The sequence below is a fragment of the Chitinophaga sp. 30R24 genome (genome assembly GCF_049056765.1).
Taxonomy (GTDB): Bacteria; Bacteroidota; Bacteroidia; order Chitinophagales; family Chitinophagaceae; genus Chitinophaga.
Window position 1 is genome coordinate 1086780 of record NZ_JBJGXX010000001.1, and the last position, 17470, is coordinate 1104249.

A 17470-nucleotide genomic window follows, 5' to 3' on the forward strand; every position below is an offset into this window, starting at 1 on the left:
ATTTAATGCGTTCTGCAAAAAAACTGGACGTAAATAAAATTAATTGCTGGTTATAATACTCAAATCACGTAACTTTGCACGATTTTTTTGGTCCCTCATACGGCAGAAAAATCAATTTGGTTTTTCATTTTCAATAGATTACAAAAATGCCAAAAGACTCATCTATCAAATCTGTTCTCATTATCGGTTCTGGACCCATTATTATTGGTCAGGCTTGCGAATTTGATTATTCTGGTTCCCAGGCAGCACGTTCGCTGCGGGAAGAAGGAATTAAAGTGATTTTGATTAATTCCAACCCGGCCACCATCATGACGGATCCAATGATGGCCGATAAGGTTTATTTGCTGCCACTGACCGTGGAAAGCATTGAGCAGATTCTGGAAGAAAACCAGATAGATGCCGTATTGCCTACCATGGGCGGACAAACAGCGTTGAACCTTTGTAAAGAGGCGGATGAACTGGGTATCTGGGAAAAGAACAACGTACGCCTGATCGGAGTAGATATTAAAGCCATTGATAAAGCGGAAGACCGCGAACAGTTCCGTCAGTGGATGATCCAATTGGGTATACCGGTGGCGCCTGCCAGAACAGCCAACTCTTTCCTGGAAGGTAAAGAGTTTGCACAGGAAATCGGGTTCCCGCTGGTAATCCGTCCTTCTTTTACCCTGGGAGGTACCGGCGGTGGCTTTGTACACAGCAAAGATGAGCTGGACGAAGCCCTGGACCGTGGTTTGAAAGCCTCTCCGATCCACGAGGTACTGGTAGAAAAGGCCGTGCTCGGATGGAAGGAATATGAGCTTGAACTCCTGCGCGATAAAAACGATAACGTAGTTATTATCTGTACGGTAGAGAATCTGGACCCCATGGGTATCCATACCGGAGACTCCATCACTGTGGCACCGGCCATGACCTTGAGCGATACTGCTTTCCAGGACATGCGTAACAAAGCAATGATGATGATGCGCGACCTCGGTAATTTCGCCGGCGGTTGTAACGTACAGTTCTCTCTCAATCCGGAAAATGAGGAGCTGATCGCCATCGAGATCAACCCACGTGTAAGCCGTTCTTCTGCCCTCGCTTCTAAAGCTACAGGTTATCCGATCGCCAAAATTGCCGCTAAGCTGGCTATTGGCTATACGTTGGATGAACTGGAGAATCAGATCACCAAAACAACTTCTGCTTTCTTTGAACCAGCATTGGATTACGTTATCGTAAAAATGCCACGCTGGAACTTCGATAAGTTTAAAGGCGCCGACGATACTTTAGGACTTCAGATGAAATCTGTAGGTGAAGTAATGGCCATTGGCCGTACTTTCCCGGAAGCCTTACAGAAGGCTTGCCAGAGCCTCGAAAACGATGCGCTGGGACTGGGCTACTATGGCAAATCCCTCCTCAAGAGTGAGCAGCTGATCGAAAAATTAAAGCGCCCTACCTGGGACCGTATCTTCCGTATCAAAGATGCTTTGATGGCAGGCGTATCAGTAAAGCATATCCATCAGTTAACTTATATCGACCGTTGGTTCCTGCATCAGATACAAGATATCGTAAACCTGGAAAAACAACTGCTGGAATATGATCTCCAGACCGTTCCGGATGAAATGCTGAAAGACGCCAAGAAAATGGGCTTCTCCGATGCACAGCTGGCGGTGTTGTTCGGTGATTGCGATGACGATGAAGTATACGCTAAACGTAAGGCGCTGGGCATTACCCGTACCTTTAAAATGGTGGATACCTGCAGCGCGGAATTTGAAGCAAAAACACCTTACTTCTACTCTACTTTCGATACAGAAAACGAAAGCGAGGTTTCTGATAAGAAAAAAATCATTGTGCTGGGTTCCGGTCCTAATAGGATTGGTCAGGGTATTGAGTTCGATTATTGCTGCACACACGGGTTGCAAGCCATCCAAGATTGCGGGTATGAAGCGATCATGGTAAACTGTAACCCCGAAACAGTATCTACCGATTTTGATATGGCAGATAAACTGTACTTTGAACCGGTGTTCTGGGAAAATCTCTGGGAAATCATTGAACTGGAGAAACCAGAGGGCGTGATTGTACAGTTGGGCGGACAAACAGCCTTGAAACTGGCCAAACGCCTGGAAGCAAATGGGGTGAAAATTATCGGTACCTCTTTCGATAATATGGATATTGCAGAAGACCGTGGCCGTTTCTCCGACATGCTGAAAGAATTGGGTATTCCTTATCCTAAATATGGTACTGCCTACAATACAGACGATGCCATTGAGGTAGCCAAAGAAGTAGGATACCCTGTACTGGTGCGTCCTTCATATGTTTTGGGCGGCCAGCGTATGCGGATTGTGATCAACGAAGAGGAGCTGGAAGAATCTGTATTGAGTCTGTTGAGACACCTGCCAGGTAATAAAATCCTGATCGACCACTTCCTTGACCGCTGCCAGGAAGCAGAAATAGACGGTATCTTTGATGGTACCGACTTCCATGTAATGGGCGTAATGGAACACATTGAACCAGCCGGTATTCACAGTGGAGATAGCCATGCGTTGTTGCCTGCCTTTAATCTTTCTCCGATAGAAGTAACCACTATGGAATACTATGCCGAGAAGATTGCCCGTGCATTAAACATCCGTGGTCTTATTAATATACAATTTGCAATTAAAGATGGTAATGTGTTTGTGATTGAAGCCAACCCACGTGCTTCCCGTACCACGCCATTTATTGCCAAAGCTTACCAGGTACCTTATCTCAATATTGCTACTAAAGTAATGATAGGTGCCAATAAGCTGCAGGACTTCAAAATTGAAAAGAAACTAACTGGTTTTGCAATTAAAGAACCCGTATTCTCTTTCAATAAATTTCCGGGTGTTAACAAAGAGCTCGGCCCTGAAATGAAGTCTACCGGCGAGGCAATCCGCTTTATCAAAGATCTGCGTGATCCTTATTTCAGACAACTGTTCAAAGAAAAGAGCATGTATCTGAGTAAATAAATTTTTTACAAAAGACAGGAAAGCCCTCTAGTATTGAACTAGAGGGCTTTTTTATGTGAAATGATATTGCTATAAATAAACAGAGCCTGATAAAAATCAGGCTCCTTCTTTTCCCTCAAAATAACCATTAAAGACACGACTATTGAATCTTGATACAATTCATATAGCGTGACCGGTAATGCAGTTTACAAATAATATTATATTTAAAAGAGATGTTAACTAATCAATAACAGATATGGAAATATATTATATTTTAATAATTGATTTGTAATATTTTATTAAATAGGCACTCAGCGTCTTTTTTGCCTGAATTGTGCTTCCGAATGGAAAGTTTTCAAGATATCATATACAGATATTATTCATAAAAATGCTGCTATTTAACAATCCTAAAACATCGTGATTGATATTAAATGTTAGGTTAGCTAACTAATGTTAGCCCTTTATGTTATTTGAATCCTCCTTGTTTGTTGCCAGGTACTGGAAGCGTGCGCCGATGCTTCGTATTGTTGTGCCTTTGTTTAGTGGCATGATCCTGCAATATTATTTTTCCCTGGCACTTCCGGGATGGGCGTTTGCCCTGATCCTCTCTTTGTGCGGCCTGGCGATTTTTCGTGTATTACCTTTACAGTGGCGCTTTTCGGGAGCCTGGATATCGGGCGTTTGCTTACATCTGCTGCTTATTAGTATTGGGGCTTTTTTGTGGCACAAAAGCAATGAGCAGCATCAACCCGGTTTTTTTGCTGGTGAAGCAACAAACAGCAGCAGCTATTTATTGCAGCTGGCATCACCATTGGAGGAAAAACGCCGTTCCTGGAAAACAACGGCAAAAGTGTTAGCGTTGTATCATCATGGACAATGGATGGCCGTTAAAGGCCATTTATTGCTTTATCTGGCGAAAGGCGCCGCAATGCCTTCTCTTGGGTATGGCGACCGGATAATTACCCGTCAAAAGCCTTTCGCTATCAAAAACGGTGGAAATCCTGGTAGCTTCGATTATGCGCAATATTGTGCCAGCCAGCAATTGTATCATCAATTGTACCTACAGCAGGGAACTTACTATCTGCTTCCCCGTTCTCCTTATTGGCAGTGGGAGCAAACATTGCTAAAGATTCGTGACGGTTGTTTGCATATTCTGAAGCGATATATAGGCAAGGGAGCTGAAGCCGGTATGGCCGAAGCCTTGTTAATAGGGTACCGTTTGGATCTTGATCCCGAAGTAGTGCAGGGATATAGTAACACCGGCATTGTACATGTTATTGCTATTTCTGGTATGCACCTGGCGTTATTATACGGCACACTATTGTGGCTGCTCAAATGGCTGCCGGCAAAACGGTGGGCAGATTTTGTAAAAGTAGCGGTGATCTTGCTGGTGCTTTGGGGATTTACCCTCCTTACAGGGGCGGCTGCCTCTGTACTTCGTGCAGCCGTTATGTTTACCGGCATTACATTGGTACGTTTATTACCCGGCCGACATAGTAATACCTTCAACATGCTGGCTGCGTCGGCTGCTGTGCTGTTATGGAACAATCCTCCGCTGATGCTCGATGCTGGGTTTCAATTATCATACCTGGCTGTATTGAGTATCTTACTGTTTTATCATCCTATTTACCAGCTCTGGGAACCTTCCCGCAGGTGGGGCGATTGGCTATGGCAAATGGTGGCACTTTCCCTGGCCGCCCAGCTATTAACTACGCCTGTAAGCTTATTTTACTTTCACCAGTTTCCCACCTACTTTCTGTTGGCTAACCTGGTGGCGGTGCCTTTATCTACTGTCGTTATTTATGGAGAAGTGATCCTGTTGCTGTTGTCTCCCTTTCCCTGGCCTGCTACCTGGATGGGCATTGGGTTAAAGTACCTTATTATGGGGATGAACAACGCTGTAAAATGGATCGGCACTTTGCCCTATGCCCTGATTGGGGATATTCATTGCCCGTTATTACCAACGGTATTGCTTTATGGCTTTATTGTAGGTATCGCCTTATGGCGCATGGAGCAGTGGCGCCCCGGCGCTTTATGGGCATTGGGTTGTTTATGGGGCTGTATCATGGCAACAGGGTATCGCAGTGTGCTGATACATGCCCAGCACAAACTGGTTGTTTATAACCTTGCCGGATATACGGCAATCGATGCAATAGCCGGCAACAAGGTGCAGTTTACAGGCAACGACAGTGTATGGGCATCTACGTGGGCCGCTACCCTGCAATTGGCCAGAAAAGAAATGGGTGTACAGGCGGCAACGTTACCCGGCCTTCAACAGTACGGCCGTTGTATCAGTTTTGGTGGTAAGCGGCTGCTGATAATAGACAGCGCTTTGCCTACTATAGCGCCATTACACCAACTGAAAACGAATTATATACTAATTACTAATGATGCCCGCATACAGATTAAACGGCTGACAGACTTTTATGATTATCAGTTACTTATTTTCGCTGCCGGCAACCATGTTCGCACGATAGAAAAATGGAAGGCAGCTTGTAAAGCCATGAAGCAGCCTTATTATGTAATAGGAGAGCAGGGCGCCTTTGTGAAGGAGCTGCAGTAGTGCTTAATACATCCGGGCCAGACGCGCGTTAGGCCCGGATGAAACAATGTAAACGTATGTTTATTGCCGTTACTGGTTGGGAATTACTTTCCTTTAATGTTATTCTGTAGCTTTTTATCCAGCTCATCTATTTCTTTTGCATATTGATCATATGCAAGGTCATCTCTTCCATTTTTTCCAGTAGTTGGCGGTTCATTTCTCCCAGATCCAGCCCGTTGGTTGCTACCTCTTTGGCAGAAGGCATGGCTGGCAAGTGCTGGTGTGCTTTAATGTATTGTTCCGTTTCATACAGGGATGGAAGTGAGTAGTTATCACTGAAAACATAATCCGGCCATGGATTGGTTTGGGTAACTTTAATCCGCCGTGCTCCGATGGTGCCTTCTACAGCCAGTTTGTGCTGACCGGGATTTGTAGTGCCAATACCTACATTGCCTTGCTCATTCCAAATGCCATTGTTGGCAAACAATACTGCTCCCCCGAATTGATTGATATAATTGATCTGTACTTTGTTGGAACCTGTAAGTGGCTCATCAGCAACGCTCCAGCCATCATAGCTAGCCGCCACATCCAGAGACATGCCCTTTGCAAAGGCCCTTAATCCGAAGCGTAAGTAATATTCTTTGCTATCCATAAAGATGACCACCTTACCGTTTTCGTTGGCAAGATATAGCGGCGGCGTGTAAGCTCCGAAAGAAGAGGCCAGCATCTGTGTGGATGTGCCGTCTATGTAGTAGCTGATGACCAGCCCTATTGGCCTTGCACTTCCCAAAGTATATCCTTCAATGATAATAGTAGGCATCTGGGACCAACTGGTAAAAGGTAAATTTGTTTTGATCTTAATGCCATTTGCCAACGTAGCGTTGTTGGCATAAGTCAGTACATTTTTATACACGCCGTTTTCTTCTTGAGCTTTTGCGTTTATAAAAGAGCATAGCATCAAGAGAAGCAATAATGCGTTTCTTTTCATATAGGGATGATTTTTTAACTGGGAAACAGGTTACAAAGCAATTTTATAGCTAAAAAATAGCAAATGTAAAACTAGCAGTTTCAGCTTTATCTCCCAAAATATTTGTTCCTTGTAGGGTATAAAATGGAAAAATGATTGTTAGATGTTAACTTTGCTCTTCTTTTCGGTTCCGGATCAGGGACCCTATGTTATTAATTTCTAATGTTTTCCATTCATGCAAAAGCAAATTAAATCCGCTTTGATCTCCGTTTTCTATAAAGATAACCTGGAGAACATTGTTAAAAAGTTAGGTGAGCAAGGTGTTACAATTTATTCTACCGGTGGTACTCAGAAGTTTATAGAGGAACTGGGGGTTAACTGCGTTGCTGTGGAAGACCTGACCGCTTACCCGTCTATTTTAGGCGGACGCGTTAAAACCCTGCACCCGAAGGTATTTGGTGGCATCCTGGCCCGTCGCGATAATCCGCAGGATCTGGAACAATTAAAAGAATACCAGATTCCGGAAATAGATCTGGTGATCGTAGACCTGTATCCTTTCGAGGAAACGGTGAAGAGCACTACAGTAGAACAAACTATTATTGAGAAAATTGATATCGGTGGTGTTTCCCTGATACGTGCGGCTGGTAAGAACTATAAAGATGTAGTGATTGTGGCCTCCAAAAATCAGTACGCCGATCTGGAAAAGGTATTAACTGAAAATAATGGCGCTACCACTATTGAAGAGCGCAGGGGCTTTGCTGCTAAAGCTTTCGAAATCTGTGCGAACTACGACGTAGCGATCTCCCAGTATTTCCTGAATAATGAGCCCGGAGATTATTTCCAGCTGTCTGTACAGGAAGGGCAGGTAAACCGCTACGGAGAGAATCCACACCAGCGCGGGGTTTATTATGGTAACTTGGATGAGATCTTTAATAAATTACATGGTAAGGAATTATCCTTTAATAATCTGGTAGACGTAGATGCAGCCTGTCAGCTAATCCAGGAGTTTTCTGCTACTACTTTCGCTGTAATCAAGCATACCAATGTTTGTGGCATTGCTTCCCGCGATACGCTGAAGGAAGCCTGGGAAGCCGCATTGGCAGGAGATAAAGAAAGCGCTTTTGGTGGGGTACTCGTTACCAACCAGGTGATAGATAAAGCCACTGCCGAGTCTATCAGCGAAATCTTCTTTGAAATCCTCATTGCGCCAGGATTCGACGCAGATGCATTAACCGTGCTGCAGGCAAAGAAAAACCGTATCCTTTTGGAACAAAAGCAGCCGGTGAAGAGCAAATACATGTTCAAGAATGTACTGAACGGCGTATTGTTGCAAGACAGCGATAATGGCAACTATAAAGAATGGAATGAGGTAGGCGCCCGTCCGGCTACCACTGCAGAAAGAAGCGACCTGGAATTTGCCAATATTGTATGTAAGCACCTGAAATCCAACGCTATTGCCTTGGTAAGAGATAAACAATTGATTGGTAAAGGCTGCGGCCAAACGTCTCGTATCGATGCACTGCGCCATGCTATAGAAAAAGCAGGGCAGTTTAATTTCGACCTGAAAGGTGCGGTGATGGCTTCCGATGCTTTCTTCCCATTCAATGATTGTGTAACCATTGCACATGAGCATGGTATTACGTCGGTGATCCAGCCTGGTGGCTCCGTGAGAGACAACGATTCCATCGAATACTGCAAACAGCATGATATGGTAATGGTAATGACAGGTATGCGCCATTTCAGGCACTAGCTTTTAGCCATAACCAAAGAATAACTTCTTGTAAAGCACTGGGTTCATTTTCCCGGTGCTTTCTTTTTTAGCAGACCAACATTCAAAAAAAAATGATAGTATTGTCTGATTGAAAATGAATTCATAACACTTTAAAGGAACAGTAAACCGCTTGTCGTCTTTTATTCAGCAAAATATGATGCAGGAGGCAGATGATGCCTGGCTGATCGGAACGTATAAAACTACCGGCCAGTTAGATTATCTCGCCGCCCTTTACCAGCGGTATATGAACCTGGTATACGGAATTTGCCTTAAATATTTTGATGAAGACGGCAGTAAAGATGCGGTGATGCAGATCTTTGAAGAGCTGATCGGCAAGCTCAAACAATATGAAGTTCAGAATTTTAAGAGCTGGCTCCATGTGCTTGCCCGGAACTATTGCTTAATGAAGCTCCGGGCCATGAAAAATAAAGAATCCAGACAGGTATCTATAGATGACCACCCCGTTATGGAAAATGAAGAAATTGGGCATCATGGGGACGGTGCTATCCTGGAAGAAAACCTCCGCAGTATGGAGAAGTGTTTGGATACCTTGCCGTTAGAACAAAAAACAAGCGTAGAGCTGTTTTATTTGCAAGAGAAGAGCTACAGGGAAGTAAGCGTTATCACCGGTTATGAAATGAATAAAGTAAAAAGTTATATACAGAACGGTAAGCGCAACCTGAAAATATGCATGGAACAATATGTCTGACAAGCGGCCACATATAAAACCGGAAGAATTAGCTAGTCTTATCCGTAGGTACCTTACAGGTGAATTAGAGGATAAGAACATGCACACGCTGGAAAAGCAGGCGTTGGACGACCCTTTCCTGGCAGATGCCTTGGAAGGGTACGGACAGGCTATGCCGGATCAGCGGGCTAATCAGGACGACCTGGCGGCCCGTTTGGCTGCCAGGGTGGCTTCTGCCGAAGAGGAGGCCATTGTTGCTATTGTTGCCCGGAAAGGAAAAGTACGCTCATTATATTACCGTATAGCGGCGGTGGCAGCTATTTTATTACTGATGTTTTCTGCCGGATGGTATCTTCATCAAACACAAAAAAAACCTGTTATTGCCAGTAGGCTGCCCCTTTCTGCTCCTGTAGCAGTAGATACGGTTTCTTTTCATCAAGAAGATAAAAACGCTCTGCCATCCCTTGCTGCTGTACAGCCAAAGGAGAAAGCAAAACTGGTAACGGTTCCTAAGCCCGTACCGGCATTGTCTGCCCCGGCAGAACCGGAGAAAAAAATAACGCCATTGCTTGCCGCTAAGAAGCCTGTGCAAGGTGTTACTGCCGATACAGCAGCCGATGATGGGTATGATTATAGTTTTACTGTAGTAGCTCCGGAGAAATATTCCCGGATAGAAAAAAGGTCCCTACCTGCATTGAAAGACAGTCAGGTAATAACAGCAATGCTTCGCGATGAAACCCGTAACCGGTTTAGCTACCGTGCAGATTCCCTACAGGTAGTACATATGTTGGAAGGCAAGGTAGCAGGAGTAAATGTGGATAAGGATAATGTGGAAATAGATATGCCTTACCGGGCGCCTATGCCCGCTATAGGGGAGGCCGCATATGAGCGTTACCTGCAAACTAAAACCGCTAACCCGGGTAACCAATACGCCGGTATAGTGCGTATATCCTTTACCGTAATGCCCGATGGGAAATTGGAGGATTTTAAGGTGATCCACCATCTCAATGAGGCTTGCGATGCGGAAGCCATCCGCGTAGTGAAAGAAGGTCCGGTGTGGCTTCCTGCTTCAGACAAGAAGCCCACTAAAATAAAAGTAAAGGTGAAATTTTCTGCGAAATAGTTCTGAGGGTTTATTTATTTCTTTCCTTCCATTGCTGATTAAAGGATTTTGCTGCAAAAACCGGCAGTTCCCGGTTTTCTCCCCAGCTTTTGGCAAAGAACCTGCGAAAGAAGAAATTCTTCATTTTGCCTCCGGCCATATTCATCATCCTTCGGCTGCTGCAGCCCTGTTTCCATACAAACCAGGTGAATTTCTCCCCACCGGAAGTAAAATTTTCCTCTACCGCTTTTTGACGGTTGTGCAACAATAGTTCGTGGAGATTAATGCGTACTGGGCATACTTCTGTGCAATTGCCGCAGAGGGACGAGGCAAAACTCAGATGCATATACGAATCCATCCCTTTCAGGTGAGGTGTGATAACGGAGCCAATAGGGCCGCTATAGGTAGCAGCGTAGGTGTGTCCGCCGATATTTTTATATACGGGGCAGGCGTTGAGGCAGGAGCCGCAGCGGATGCAGTAAAGGCTTTCGCGGGCTACTGTGTCCTGGAGAATGTTGCTGCGGCCATTGTCCATAAGGATCACATACATTTCTTCCGGGCCATCTGTTTCTCCTTCCTGACGGGGGCCGCTGAAAATGCTATTGTATGCGGTTACCTGCTGACCAGTACCATAGGTAGCCAGCAGCGGCCAGAAAAGGCCCAGGTCTGTAATAGAAGGCAATACTTTTTCGATGCCTACCAGTACAATATGTGTTTTAGGAAATGCAGTAGTAAGACGGGCATTACCTTCGTTTTCGGTAACGGCTATAGAGCCGGTATCGGCAATGATAAAGTTGGCGCCGGTGATGCCGATTTCTGCATCCAGGTATTTATGCCGGAGCTTTTCACGGGCCACCAGGGTGAGTTGTTCCGGAGTTAGTCCGGGGTCGGTGCCCAGTTTTTCTGCAAACAGGCGGGCTACATCTTCCTTGCTTTTATGCATGGCTGGTGTAACTATATGGTAAGGAGGTTCTCCATCCAGTTGCTGGATATATTCTCCAAGGTCTGTTTCCACGCATTCAATGCCATTGCTTTCCATAAAGGCGTTGAGGTGCACCTCTTCAGTAGCCATGGATTTGCTTTTCACAATGCTTTTGCATTGTTTGGCTTTGCAGATGGCCAGTATTTCTTGTTGCACTTGTTCGGCCGTTTCTGCCCAGATCACTTTCCCTCCACGGCGGGTAAAGTTTTGTTCAAATTCTTCCAGGTGGTGATCCAGATGCTCAATAGCTCTCCATTTTATATTCTTGGCCCTTTCCCTCGCAATAGGTAAATCCGTAAATTGTTGTTTTCCGGTTTTTACGGCGGTATTGTATTTACCTATATTGAAATTGATCGTCTGCCGGTGGCCCAGATCAGACGCTTTTTTCTCGCTTTCTTCCAGAAATGTAGAGGCTAATTGATGCATAAGCAAACGAAATTCCTGATTAAAGATAGTTAAGCATTGTTTGGGAATTAGCTATTAGTTCTACAGAATAACATCCGGTAGGTACCAAATAGTTCACTAATCAAGTAGTAAACAGCTATCTCCCAACATTAAAGGTGTTGTTTTCTGGCAATTTTATCCAGCACTTCATAAAATTCCGTGCCGTATTTTCTGATCAGGGCATCTTTCAGGAACCGGTATACTGGTACTTGCAGTGCTTTTCCGTTTTTACAGGCAGGTTTGCAGATGTCCCAGCGATCGTAGTTAACCGCTTCGAACGATTCGTATTTTTTGATGCGGATAGGGTACAGGTGACAGGAGATAGGTTTTTTAAAATCCACTACACCGTCGTTGTAAGCCTTTTCGATGCCGCAGCTTACAGTGCCATGGTCGTCGATGGTAGCGTATGCACAGATCCCTTTATTTACAATCGGTGTTACGTATCCGTATTCATCATCTATGGTATTGGTACCAGTATGTTCTATTTCCTGTATACCATCTTCACGGAGATAAGATTTGATTTTTGGATAGATCTTTTTTAGGGTTTTTACTTCTGTTTTATCCAGCGGAGCGCCGCAATCACCCGCTACGCAACAAGCGCCCTTGCAAGCCGACAGGTTGCATACGAATTGCTCTTCAATTACTTCGTCACTAATGTATTTATCGTCAATGATGATCATCGGAAATTGGTCTTTTTCCTGGTATACTCAGGCGTCTTATTTAGACCACAAAGTTACGGCATTACTGGCTTATCTCCAGCGAAGGGTTTCCACCATATGCCACATATCTTGCTCCAGGAACTTATATACTGGCGCCAGGGAGTCGGCATTGGGCGTAACGTCGAAGTAGAGCGCCCCGCGAAGGAAGTGCTGGGTAGAGTCTGAGGCAAAAAATTGTTTGGAAGAGGCCGCATTGCCGCCTACTTCATAAAAAGTACCATATACCTGATTAGGTGTATGGATGGTATTTTCATCAATGTATTCGGCTTTGTAGGTGTGTTTATAAGTCATTTTAAAGGCATCGTCCACCAGTTTACGGAATGAGTTAGCCGGGCCAATGATCTTATAGCTCATATAGATTTTTCCGTCGAGAGAGGGGAAATCTACGTTGATCCAGTAGGGATTTTCCGGCGCTTCCCCAAAGAAGGAGGTGTCTTTTACTATATTGGCATACACCGGATATTCGAAGGTGTACGGGTAGCCGGGCATATCAAAGGTGCGATATTTCCTTTCCGGAAATTTTACCAGGAAATAGCCTCTGGGCTTAGGTGTGGGAACATTTTCACAGGCGGCAAGCAGGAGCGTAAGCAGGGAAATAATGACAAGCAGCTTACCTTTTACAATCGGCATTTTTCTTTTATTTAGCAGGCGCTATACTTCAGCGGCATCAGGCCTGATGGTTACCTGTACTTTCTGGATACGCATTTTATTTACCTCCAGCACAGTGAAATCATAATTATTATAATTAATAACGCTATTGTCTTCCGGAAATTTTCCGGCCAGCTCCAGGATAAGGCCGCCGAGGGAATCACTTTCTCCTTTTACCGGTTCAAACGTTTCCCCCGGAATGTTCATGATACGGCAAACATCGTTCAGCATGGTTTTGCCTTCAAAAACATAGGTAAAGTTATCGACTTTGGTAAAGTTGAATTCTTCTTCATCAAATTCATCTTTAATATCTCCGATCACTTCTTCTACGATATCTTCCAGGGTAACAATGCCGGAGGTGCCGCCAAATTCGTCTACCACTACGGCAAAATGCATGCGGCGGCTCTGGAATTCAGAGAGCAGGTCTTCAATGAGTTTGTGTCCGTGTACAAAGAACGGCTGGCGCATTACCTCATGCCAGTCGAAGCTGTTGCCTTTATCAAGGTGGGGGAGCAGGTCTTTGGTATGGATTACTCCCACGATGCTGTCCAGGTTATCTTTATAAACTGGTAGGCGGGAGTAGTGCAGGTCGGCTACTTTTTTAACAATATCATTGAAGGAGCTGTCGTATTCTACGCCGTTCACGTCTAACCGGCCGCGCATAATCTGTTTTACAGTGATGTTACCGAATTTGAGGATGCCTTTCAGAATATTTTTTTCTTCCTGGGAAGCGGTAGGGTCTACGCTCATTTCGATGGCCTCATCAATTTCCTGGTAGTTAACGGGGCCGCTGCCGCGGTGAAACAGGCGGGCTTCTATGCTGCCGCTGAGGCTTACAAAGAAGTCGCTTACTGGTTCCATGGTAGCGTGGATGATGCTCACAAACCAGGCGAAATAGGTAGCGAACCGGATATTGTTTTGGGCTGCCCACACGCGGGGGAGTATCTGTCCGAAGAAAAGGAGTACCAGGCAGATAGCGGAAATGCGTACTACCAGGGAAATAACGGGTAATGTTTGCAAGTCTTCCATCTGCGTAATGAGATAGTTGGTGATCATAATAAAGGCGATCATCAGCAATATGCCGGCTATCTGCAGGGAGGCGAGCAGCGATTTGGGTTTTTCCAGTAGTTTGGTGATCAGTTTTCCGGAAGCGTTCTGACGGGTTTTTAGCACATTTAGATCCTTATGGTTTAAGGAAAAGAAAGCGACTTCTGCTCCGGATACAATGAAGGTAAGCAGCAGCAGAATGAAAATAACAAGCAGAAACACCACCACGTTAGGGGTGGCGATAGGTGCGCTGGCTTGTAAAAAACAGGATACGGTGCTTGCCAAAAGGATACCCAAGATGTTCAACTTTGATGTAAAAAATCAAAAATGGGGAAAGTCATTCATAGAATTCCTTTCCCTGCACGCAAATATAAGTAATGTCCCTATATGGGATTACCAACGTTCAAAACTTAATATTTTTGTTACTAGAATGGCAAATCGTCTGCCGGTTCATTCAGTGAAGGGGGTATTTCCATGCCAGGATAAGTATCTCCACTGCCGGAACCTGTGCCGCTATGGTGAGGTACGGGGTGATCTTGGTTGTTGAGGTCCATGCGTTTGTCCAGCATAACCAGGTTGTCTCCTACAACTTCAGTGGCAAATTTTTTATTGCCTTCCTTATCTTCCCAGCTACGGGTGCGCAAGCGTCCTTCAATATAAACAAGACTGCCTTTGTGGAGGTATTTCTGTGCCAATTCGGCCAGTCCCCGCCATAGCACTACAGTGTGCCATTCTGTTTGAGAAATGAGCTTGCCTGCTCTGTCCTTAAATGTTTCAGTGGTGGCCAGCGAGAATTTGGCCACTGCAATATTCCCTTCCAGAAACTGTACATCCGGATCTCTGCCCAAATTGCCTATCAGGATTACTTTATTAACACCTCTCATAGTTGTAGGTTTTTTTAGTCTATTGTTAAAAAGTTCTTCTTTTAATAAATAAACAACCTTCTTAAAGTTAATATTTTTTTCCAATCGACAGTGAAAAATTTCTTACTGGCAGCCGGTTAAGGCAGATTTTAGCATTAGCAACTTTCACTGAAGTGGTTTAGCGGGGTATGTATATTTTTTATTTCAATATGTTTGATTCAAAATAATTGTAAATGATTGCTTTCCAGGAAGGTGGTGATTGTTTTCGGGAAGGCATATTGGTGAAGGCGGTTGGCCGCTACCAGGGTATATTCCGGGAGGGCTGGCGCTTGTTGTACCAACAGTGTAATAAATTGGCTATGGATGGTTTGATGGGTAAGTTGTTGCTTGAAAGGGGCCGATACCCTGTCTATTTCGAAAGGCGTTTTTCCGAAGATCTTCTTAAAATCATCTGATTGTTGCAGTGCCGTAATATCCGTAGGTCCTGCCGTTTCTATAAGTATGAACTCGTGGAGGTTTTGCCAGATATCGTTCGCGGTTCTTTTCCGGATGTAGGTACCTTGCTGGTAATTAACCAGGAGATAATTAAAATATCTTTTTTTAATCTGCAGCTTTTTTGTTTTCACGGGCAGCAGGGAAATGAGTTGTTGGTGATAGGCTACGCATTTTTTTTGCAGGGGGCAATCGTCGCATAGCGGTTGCCGCGGCTTGCATACTACGGCGCCAAAGTCCATGATGCTTTGGTTATAGCGTGCTGAAAGATTGGCCGGTAGGAGTTCCTGGGCCAGTTTGTCGAATTCCTTTTTGCCGGCGGTGCTGTCTATTGGCGTATCAATACCGAAATAACGGGATAGTACACGGAACACGTTGCCATCTAACACAGCGTAAGGGAGGTTAAAAGCGAAAGAGGCGATAGCAGCGGCTGTATAAGAACCTATGCCTTTGAGGGCTTTGATCTGGAGGTATTGATCTGGGAACCTGCCATTATAGGTTTGGGTGATTTCCCTGGCGGCCGAGAGCATATTTTTACAGCGGGCGTAATATCCCAATCCCTGCCATAGGCGGAACACTTCTTCTTCCGGGGCCGCTGCCAGTTGAGTAACGGTTGGATACTGCCGAATGAAGCGCTCATAATAGGACCAGCCTTGCTCTACACGGGTTTGCTGCAGGATTATTTCAGACAGCCAAATTTTATATGGATCTTTTTCCCCTTTCCAGGGCATGTTGCGGGTATTGGCTTCCCGGGTCCATTCCAGTAATTTTTCGGTAAAAAATTGAGGGGCTGAGATCATTTATATATTAGTTTAATAAAATTATTTAGTATATTGATATGGCAAATGCTGTACTTTTCCCTATTAAGTACAACAAATACCCCCATTTTCCGGGCTGCAAATAAATATAAATTATTGCCAATACCATTTATAAGAAAAAATGATAAAATTTATTTGCTTAAAATTCAGCAATTAGAATTTTTAAATTAACTTTGAGAGTAAAGTAATCCTCTCGCTTTTATATGAGAAAAGCTGATTTAATTAACAACATTGCTGAAAAAACCGGCATCCCCAAAGTTGATGTATTAGTCACACTGGAGGCTATGTTTAAAGAGGTAAAAGAAGCACTGGCTAACGGAGAACATATTTATATCCGTGGGTTTGGAAGCTTTATTACCAAGAAACGAGCCGCCAAAATTGGACGTAACATCAAGAAGAACGTAGCTGTGGAGATCCCCGAGCACTTTATTCCGGCATTTAAACCTTCAAAAGAATTTGTTGCTGAGGTAAAGAAGCTCAAAAGTTCTTAGTTTTGCAGCCTAATAATTTAGGCGATGCAAAAATCACAAGTTCTTCTGGTGGGTGCTGCGGTAGCACTATTGGTGATATTATTCACCTTTGGCCGTACTGTGCCCCGGTCAGAAAAGAAGCCTATGTCATCTGCCGCCCCTATGCAGGGTGGACAGGATGTAGAACCTATTGCCTTCTCTGAACTGCTAGCTGCAGCCAAGGGGAAAATTCCTGCTGATAAACTTTTACAGGTTAATACAGTTGAAACAAATGTGGTCCGCGGGGATGTAAAAGCCCAGCAGATCGCGGCATACCACCAATTGTACAGTACTTGGGACAGCCTAAACCAGCTGCCCGTAGCCGCCTATTACCTTGGCGAAGCCGCTAAGTTGGAAAATTCCGAAAAAAGCCTCACCTTTGCAGCCAATTTATTTTTGGCCCACTTGCAGCATACAGATGATCCGCGTGTAGCAAAATGGGAAGCCGAAGAAGCCATTGCCTTATTTGATCAGGCAATACAGCTAAATCCGGCAAACGACACACTTAAAATATCACAGGCCATGGTGTACATGAACACCGGTGAGCCAATGACAGGTGTGGCAAAACTGAGAGAAGTAGTAGCAACGCATCCGGATAATATAGATGCCCAGGTTACCTTGGCGAATCTTGCTATTACCTCCGGTCAATACGATAAGGCTATAGAACGACTGGAAGGCGTGGTAAAGACACATCCTGATAATGCGAAAGTATGGTTTGTACTGGCAGAGTCATATAGGAGCAAAGGAGATAAGCAGAAAGCGATCGAACTGTTTGAGAAAAGCAAATCGTTCATGACCGATCCCGAACTGAAGAAAGAGATAGATAGCTATATCAAAAATATTCAATAATATTATTTTTCAATCATTTAAAAACGTATCAGCGTATGCCTTGCGGTAAGAAAAGAAAAAGACATAAAATTGCTACTCACAAGCGTA

General features: G+C 44.5%; 14 protein-coding genes. 7 read left to right on the forward strand and 7 right to left on the reverse strand.

The annotated features are described in order from the left end of the window. The first annotated feature begins 146 nt into the window (after positions 1-146). Together carB and ACDQ55_RS04545 are read left to right on the forward strand one after the other, a co-directional pair. A complete protein-coding gene (carB, locus tag ACDQ55_RS04540) occupies positions 147-2963 on the forward strand; it encodes a carbamoyl-phosphate synthase large subunit (RefSeq protein WP_420979961.1) in 2817 nt (938 codons plus the stop codon). Between the two features lie 442 nt (positions 2964-3405). Then, positions 3406-5505, forward strand: coding sequence for a ComEC/Rec2 family competence protein (locus tag ACDQ55_RS04545; protein ID WP_420979962.1), 2100 nt, complete (start codon positions 3406-3408; stop codon positions 5503-5505). Positions 5506-5632: 127 nt separating this feature from the next. Here the strand turns inward: ACDQ55_RS04545 and ACDQ55_RS04550 are convergent, their stop codons facing one another. Then, positions 5633-6472: a hypothetical protein gene (locus ACDQ55_RS04550; protein ID WP_420979963.1), complete on the reverse strand. Its 840-nt coding sequence runs from the start codon at positions 6470-6472 to the stop codon at positions 5633-5635. Between the two features lie 214 nt (positions 6473-6686). On the opposite strand from ACDQ55_RS04550, the gene purH reads away from it, so the two are divergent. From purH to ACDQ55_RS04565, 3 genes are all read left to right on the forward strand, one after another. After that, a complete protein-coding gene (purH, locus tag ACDQ55_RS04555; protein WP_420979964.1) occupies positions 6687-8201 on the forward strand; it encodes a bifunctional phosphoribosylaminoimidazolecarboxamide formyltransferase/IMP cyclohydrolase in 1515 nt (504 codons plus the stop codon). Between the two features lie 151 nt (positions 8202-8352). Then, the gene (locus ACDQ55_RS04560) at positions 8353-8931 is read left to right on the forward strand and encodes an RNA polymerase sigma factor (RefSeq protein WP_420979965.1); all 579 of its coding nucleotides are present in this window, start codon (positions 8353-8355) and stop codon (positions 8929-8931) included. Then, the gene (locus ACDQ55_RS04565; RefSeq protein ID WP_420979966.1) at positions 8924-10033 is read left to right on the forward strand and encodes an energy transducer TonB; all 1110 of its coding nucleotides are present in this window, start codon (positions 8924-8926) and stop codon (positions 10031-10033) included. Before ACDQ55_RS04560 ends, ACDQ55_RS04565 begins: the two co-directional genes overlap by 8 nt. A gap of 10 nt (positions 10034-10043) precedes the next feature. On the opposite strand, the gene ACDQ55_RS04570 is transcribed toward ACDQ55_RS04565, so the two are convergent. The 6 genes from ACDQ55_RS04570 to mutY all read right to left on the reverse strand — a co-directional run bounded on the left by ACDQ55_RS04570 (position 10044) and on the right by mutY (position 16007). Continuing rightward, positions 10044-11420, reverse strand: a complete 1377-nt coding sequence (locus ACDQ55_RS04570; RefSeq protein WP_420979967.1) for a LutB/LldF family L-lactate oxidation iron-sulfur protein — start codon at positions 11418-11420, stop codon at positions 10044-10046. 128 nt (positions 11421-11548) lie between these two features. Then, a complete protein-coding gene (locus ACDQ55_RS04575) occupies positions 11549-12118 on the reverse strand; it encodes a DUF3109 family protein (RefSeq protein ID WP_420979968.1) in 570 nt (189 codons plus the stop codon). Positions 12119-12187: 69 nt separating this feature from the next. Then, a complete protein-coding gene (locus tag ACDQ55_RS04580) occupies positions 12188-12787 on the reverse strand; it encodes a hypothetical protein (protein ID WP_420979969.1) in 600 nt (199 codons plus the stop codon). A 21-nt stretch (positions 12788-12808) separates the two neighbouring features. Continuing rightward, positions 12809-14137, reverse strand: coding sequence for a gliding motility-associated protein GldE (gene gldE, locus ACDQ55_RS04585; protein ID WP_420979970.1), 1329 nt, complete (start codon positions 14135-14137; stop codon positions 12809-12811). Positions 14138-14277: 140 nt separating this feature from the next. Further along, positions 14278-14736: a single-stranded DNA-binding protein gene (locus ACDQ55_RS04590; RefSeq protein ID WP_420979971.1), complete on the reverse strand. Its 459-nt coding sequence runs from the start codon at positions 14734-14736 to the stop codon at positions 14278-14280. 197 nt (positions 14737-14933) lie between these two features. Beyond that, positions 14934-16007 (reverse strand): A/G-specific adenine glycosylase, encoded by a 1074-nt coding sequence (mutY, locus tag ACDQ55_RS04595; RefSeq protein WP_420979973.1) that lies wholly within the window; start codon positions 16005-16007, stop codon positions 14934-14936. A gap of 221 nt (positions 16008-16228) precedes the next feature. Here mutY and ACDQ55_RS04600 point away from each other — a divergent pair, with 221 nt between their 5' ends. Continuing rightward, positions 16229-16516, forward strand: coding sequence for an HU family DNA-binding protein (locus tag ACDQ55_RS04600; protein ID WP_073084475.1), 288 nt, complete (start codon positions 16229-16231; stop codon positions 16514-16516). Between the two features lie 24 nt (positions 16517-16540). Further along, positions 16541-17383: a tetratricopeptide repeat protein gene (locus ACDQ55_RS04605; protein ID WP_420979974.1), complete on the forward strand. Its 843-nt coding sequence runs from the start codon at positions 16541-16543 to the stop codon at positions 17381-17383. The last annotated feature ends 87 nt before the right edge of the window (positions 17384-17470 follow it).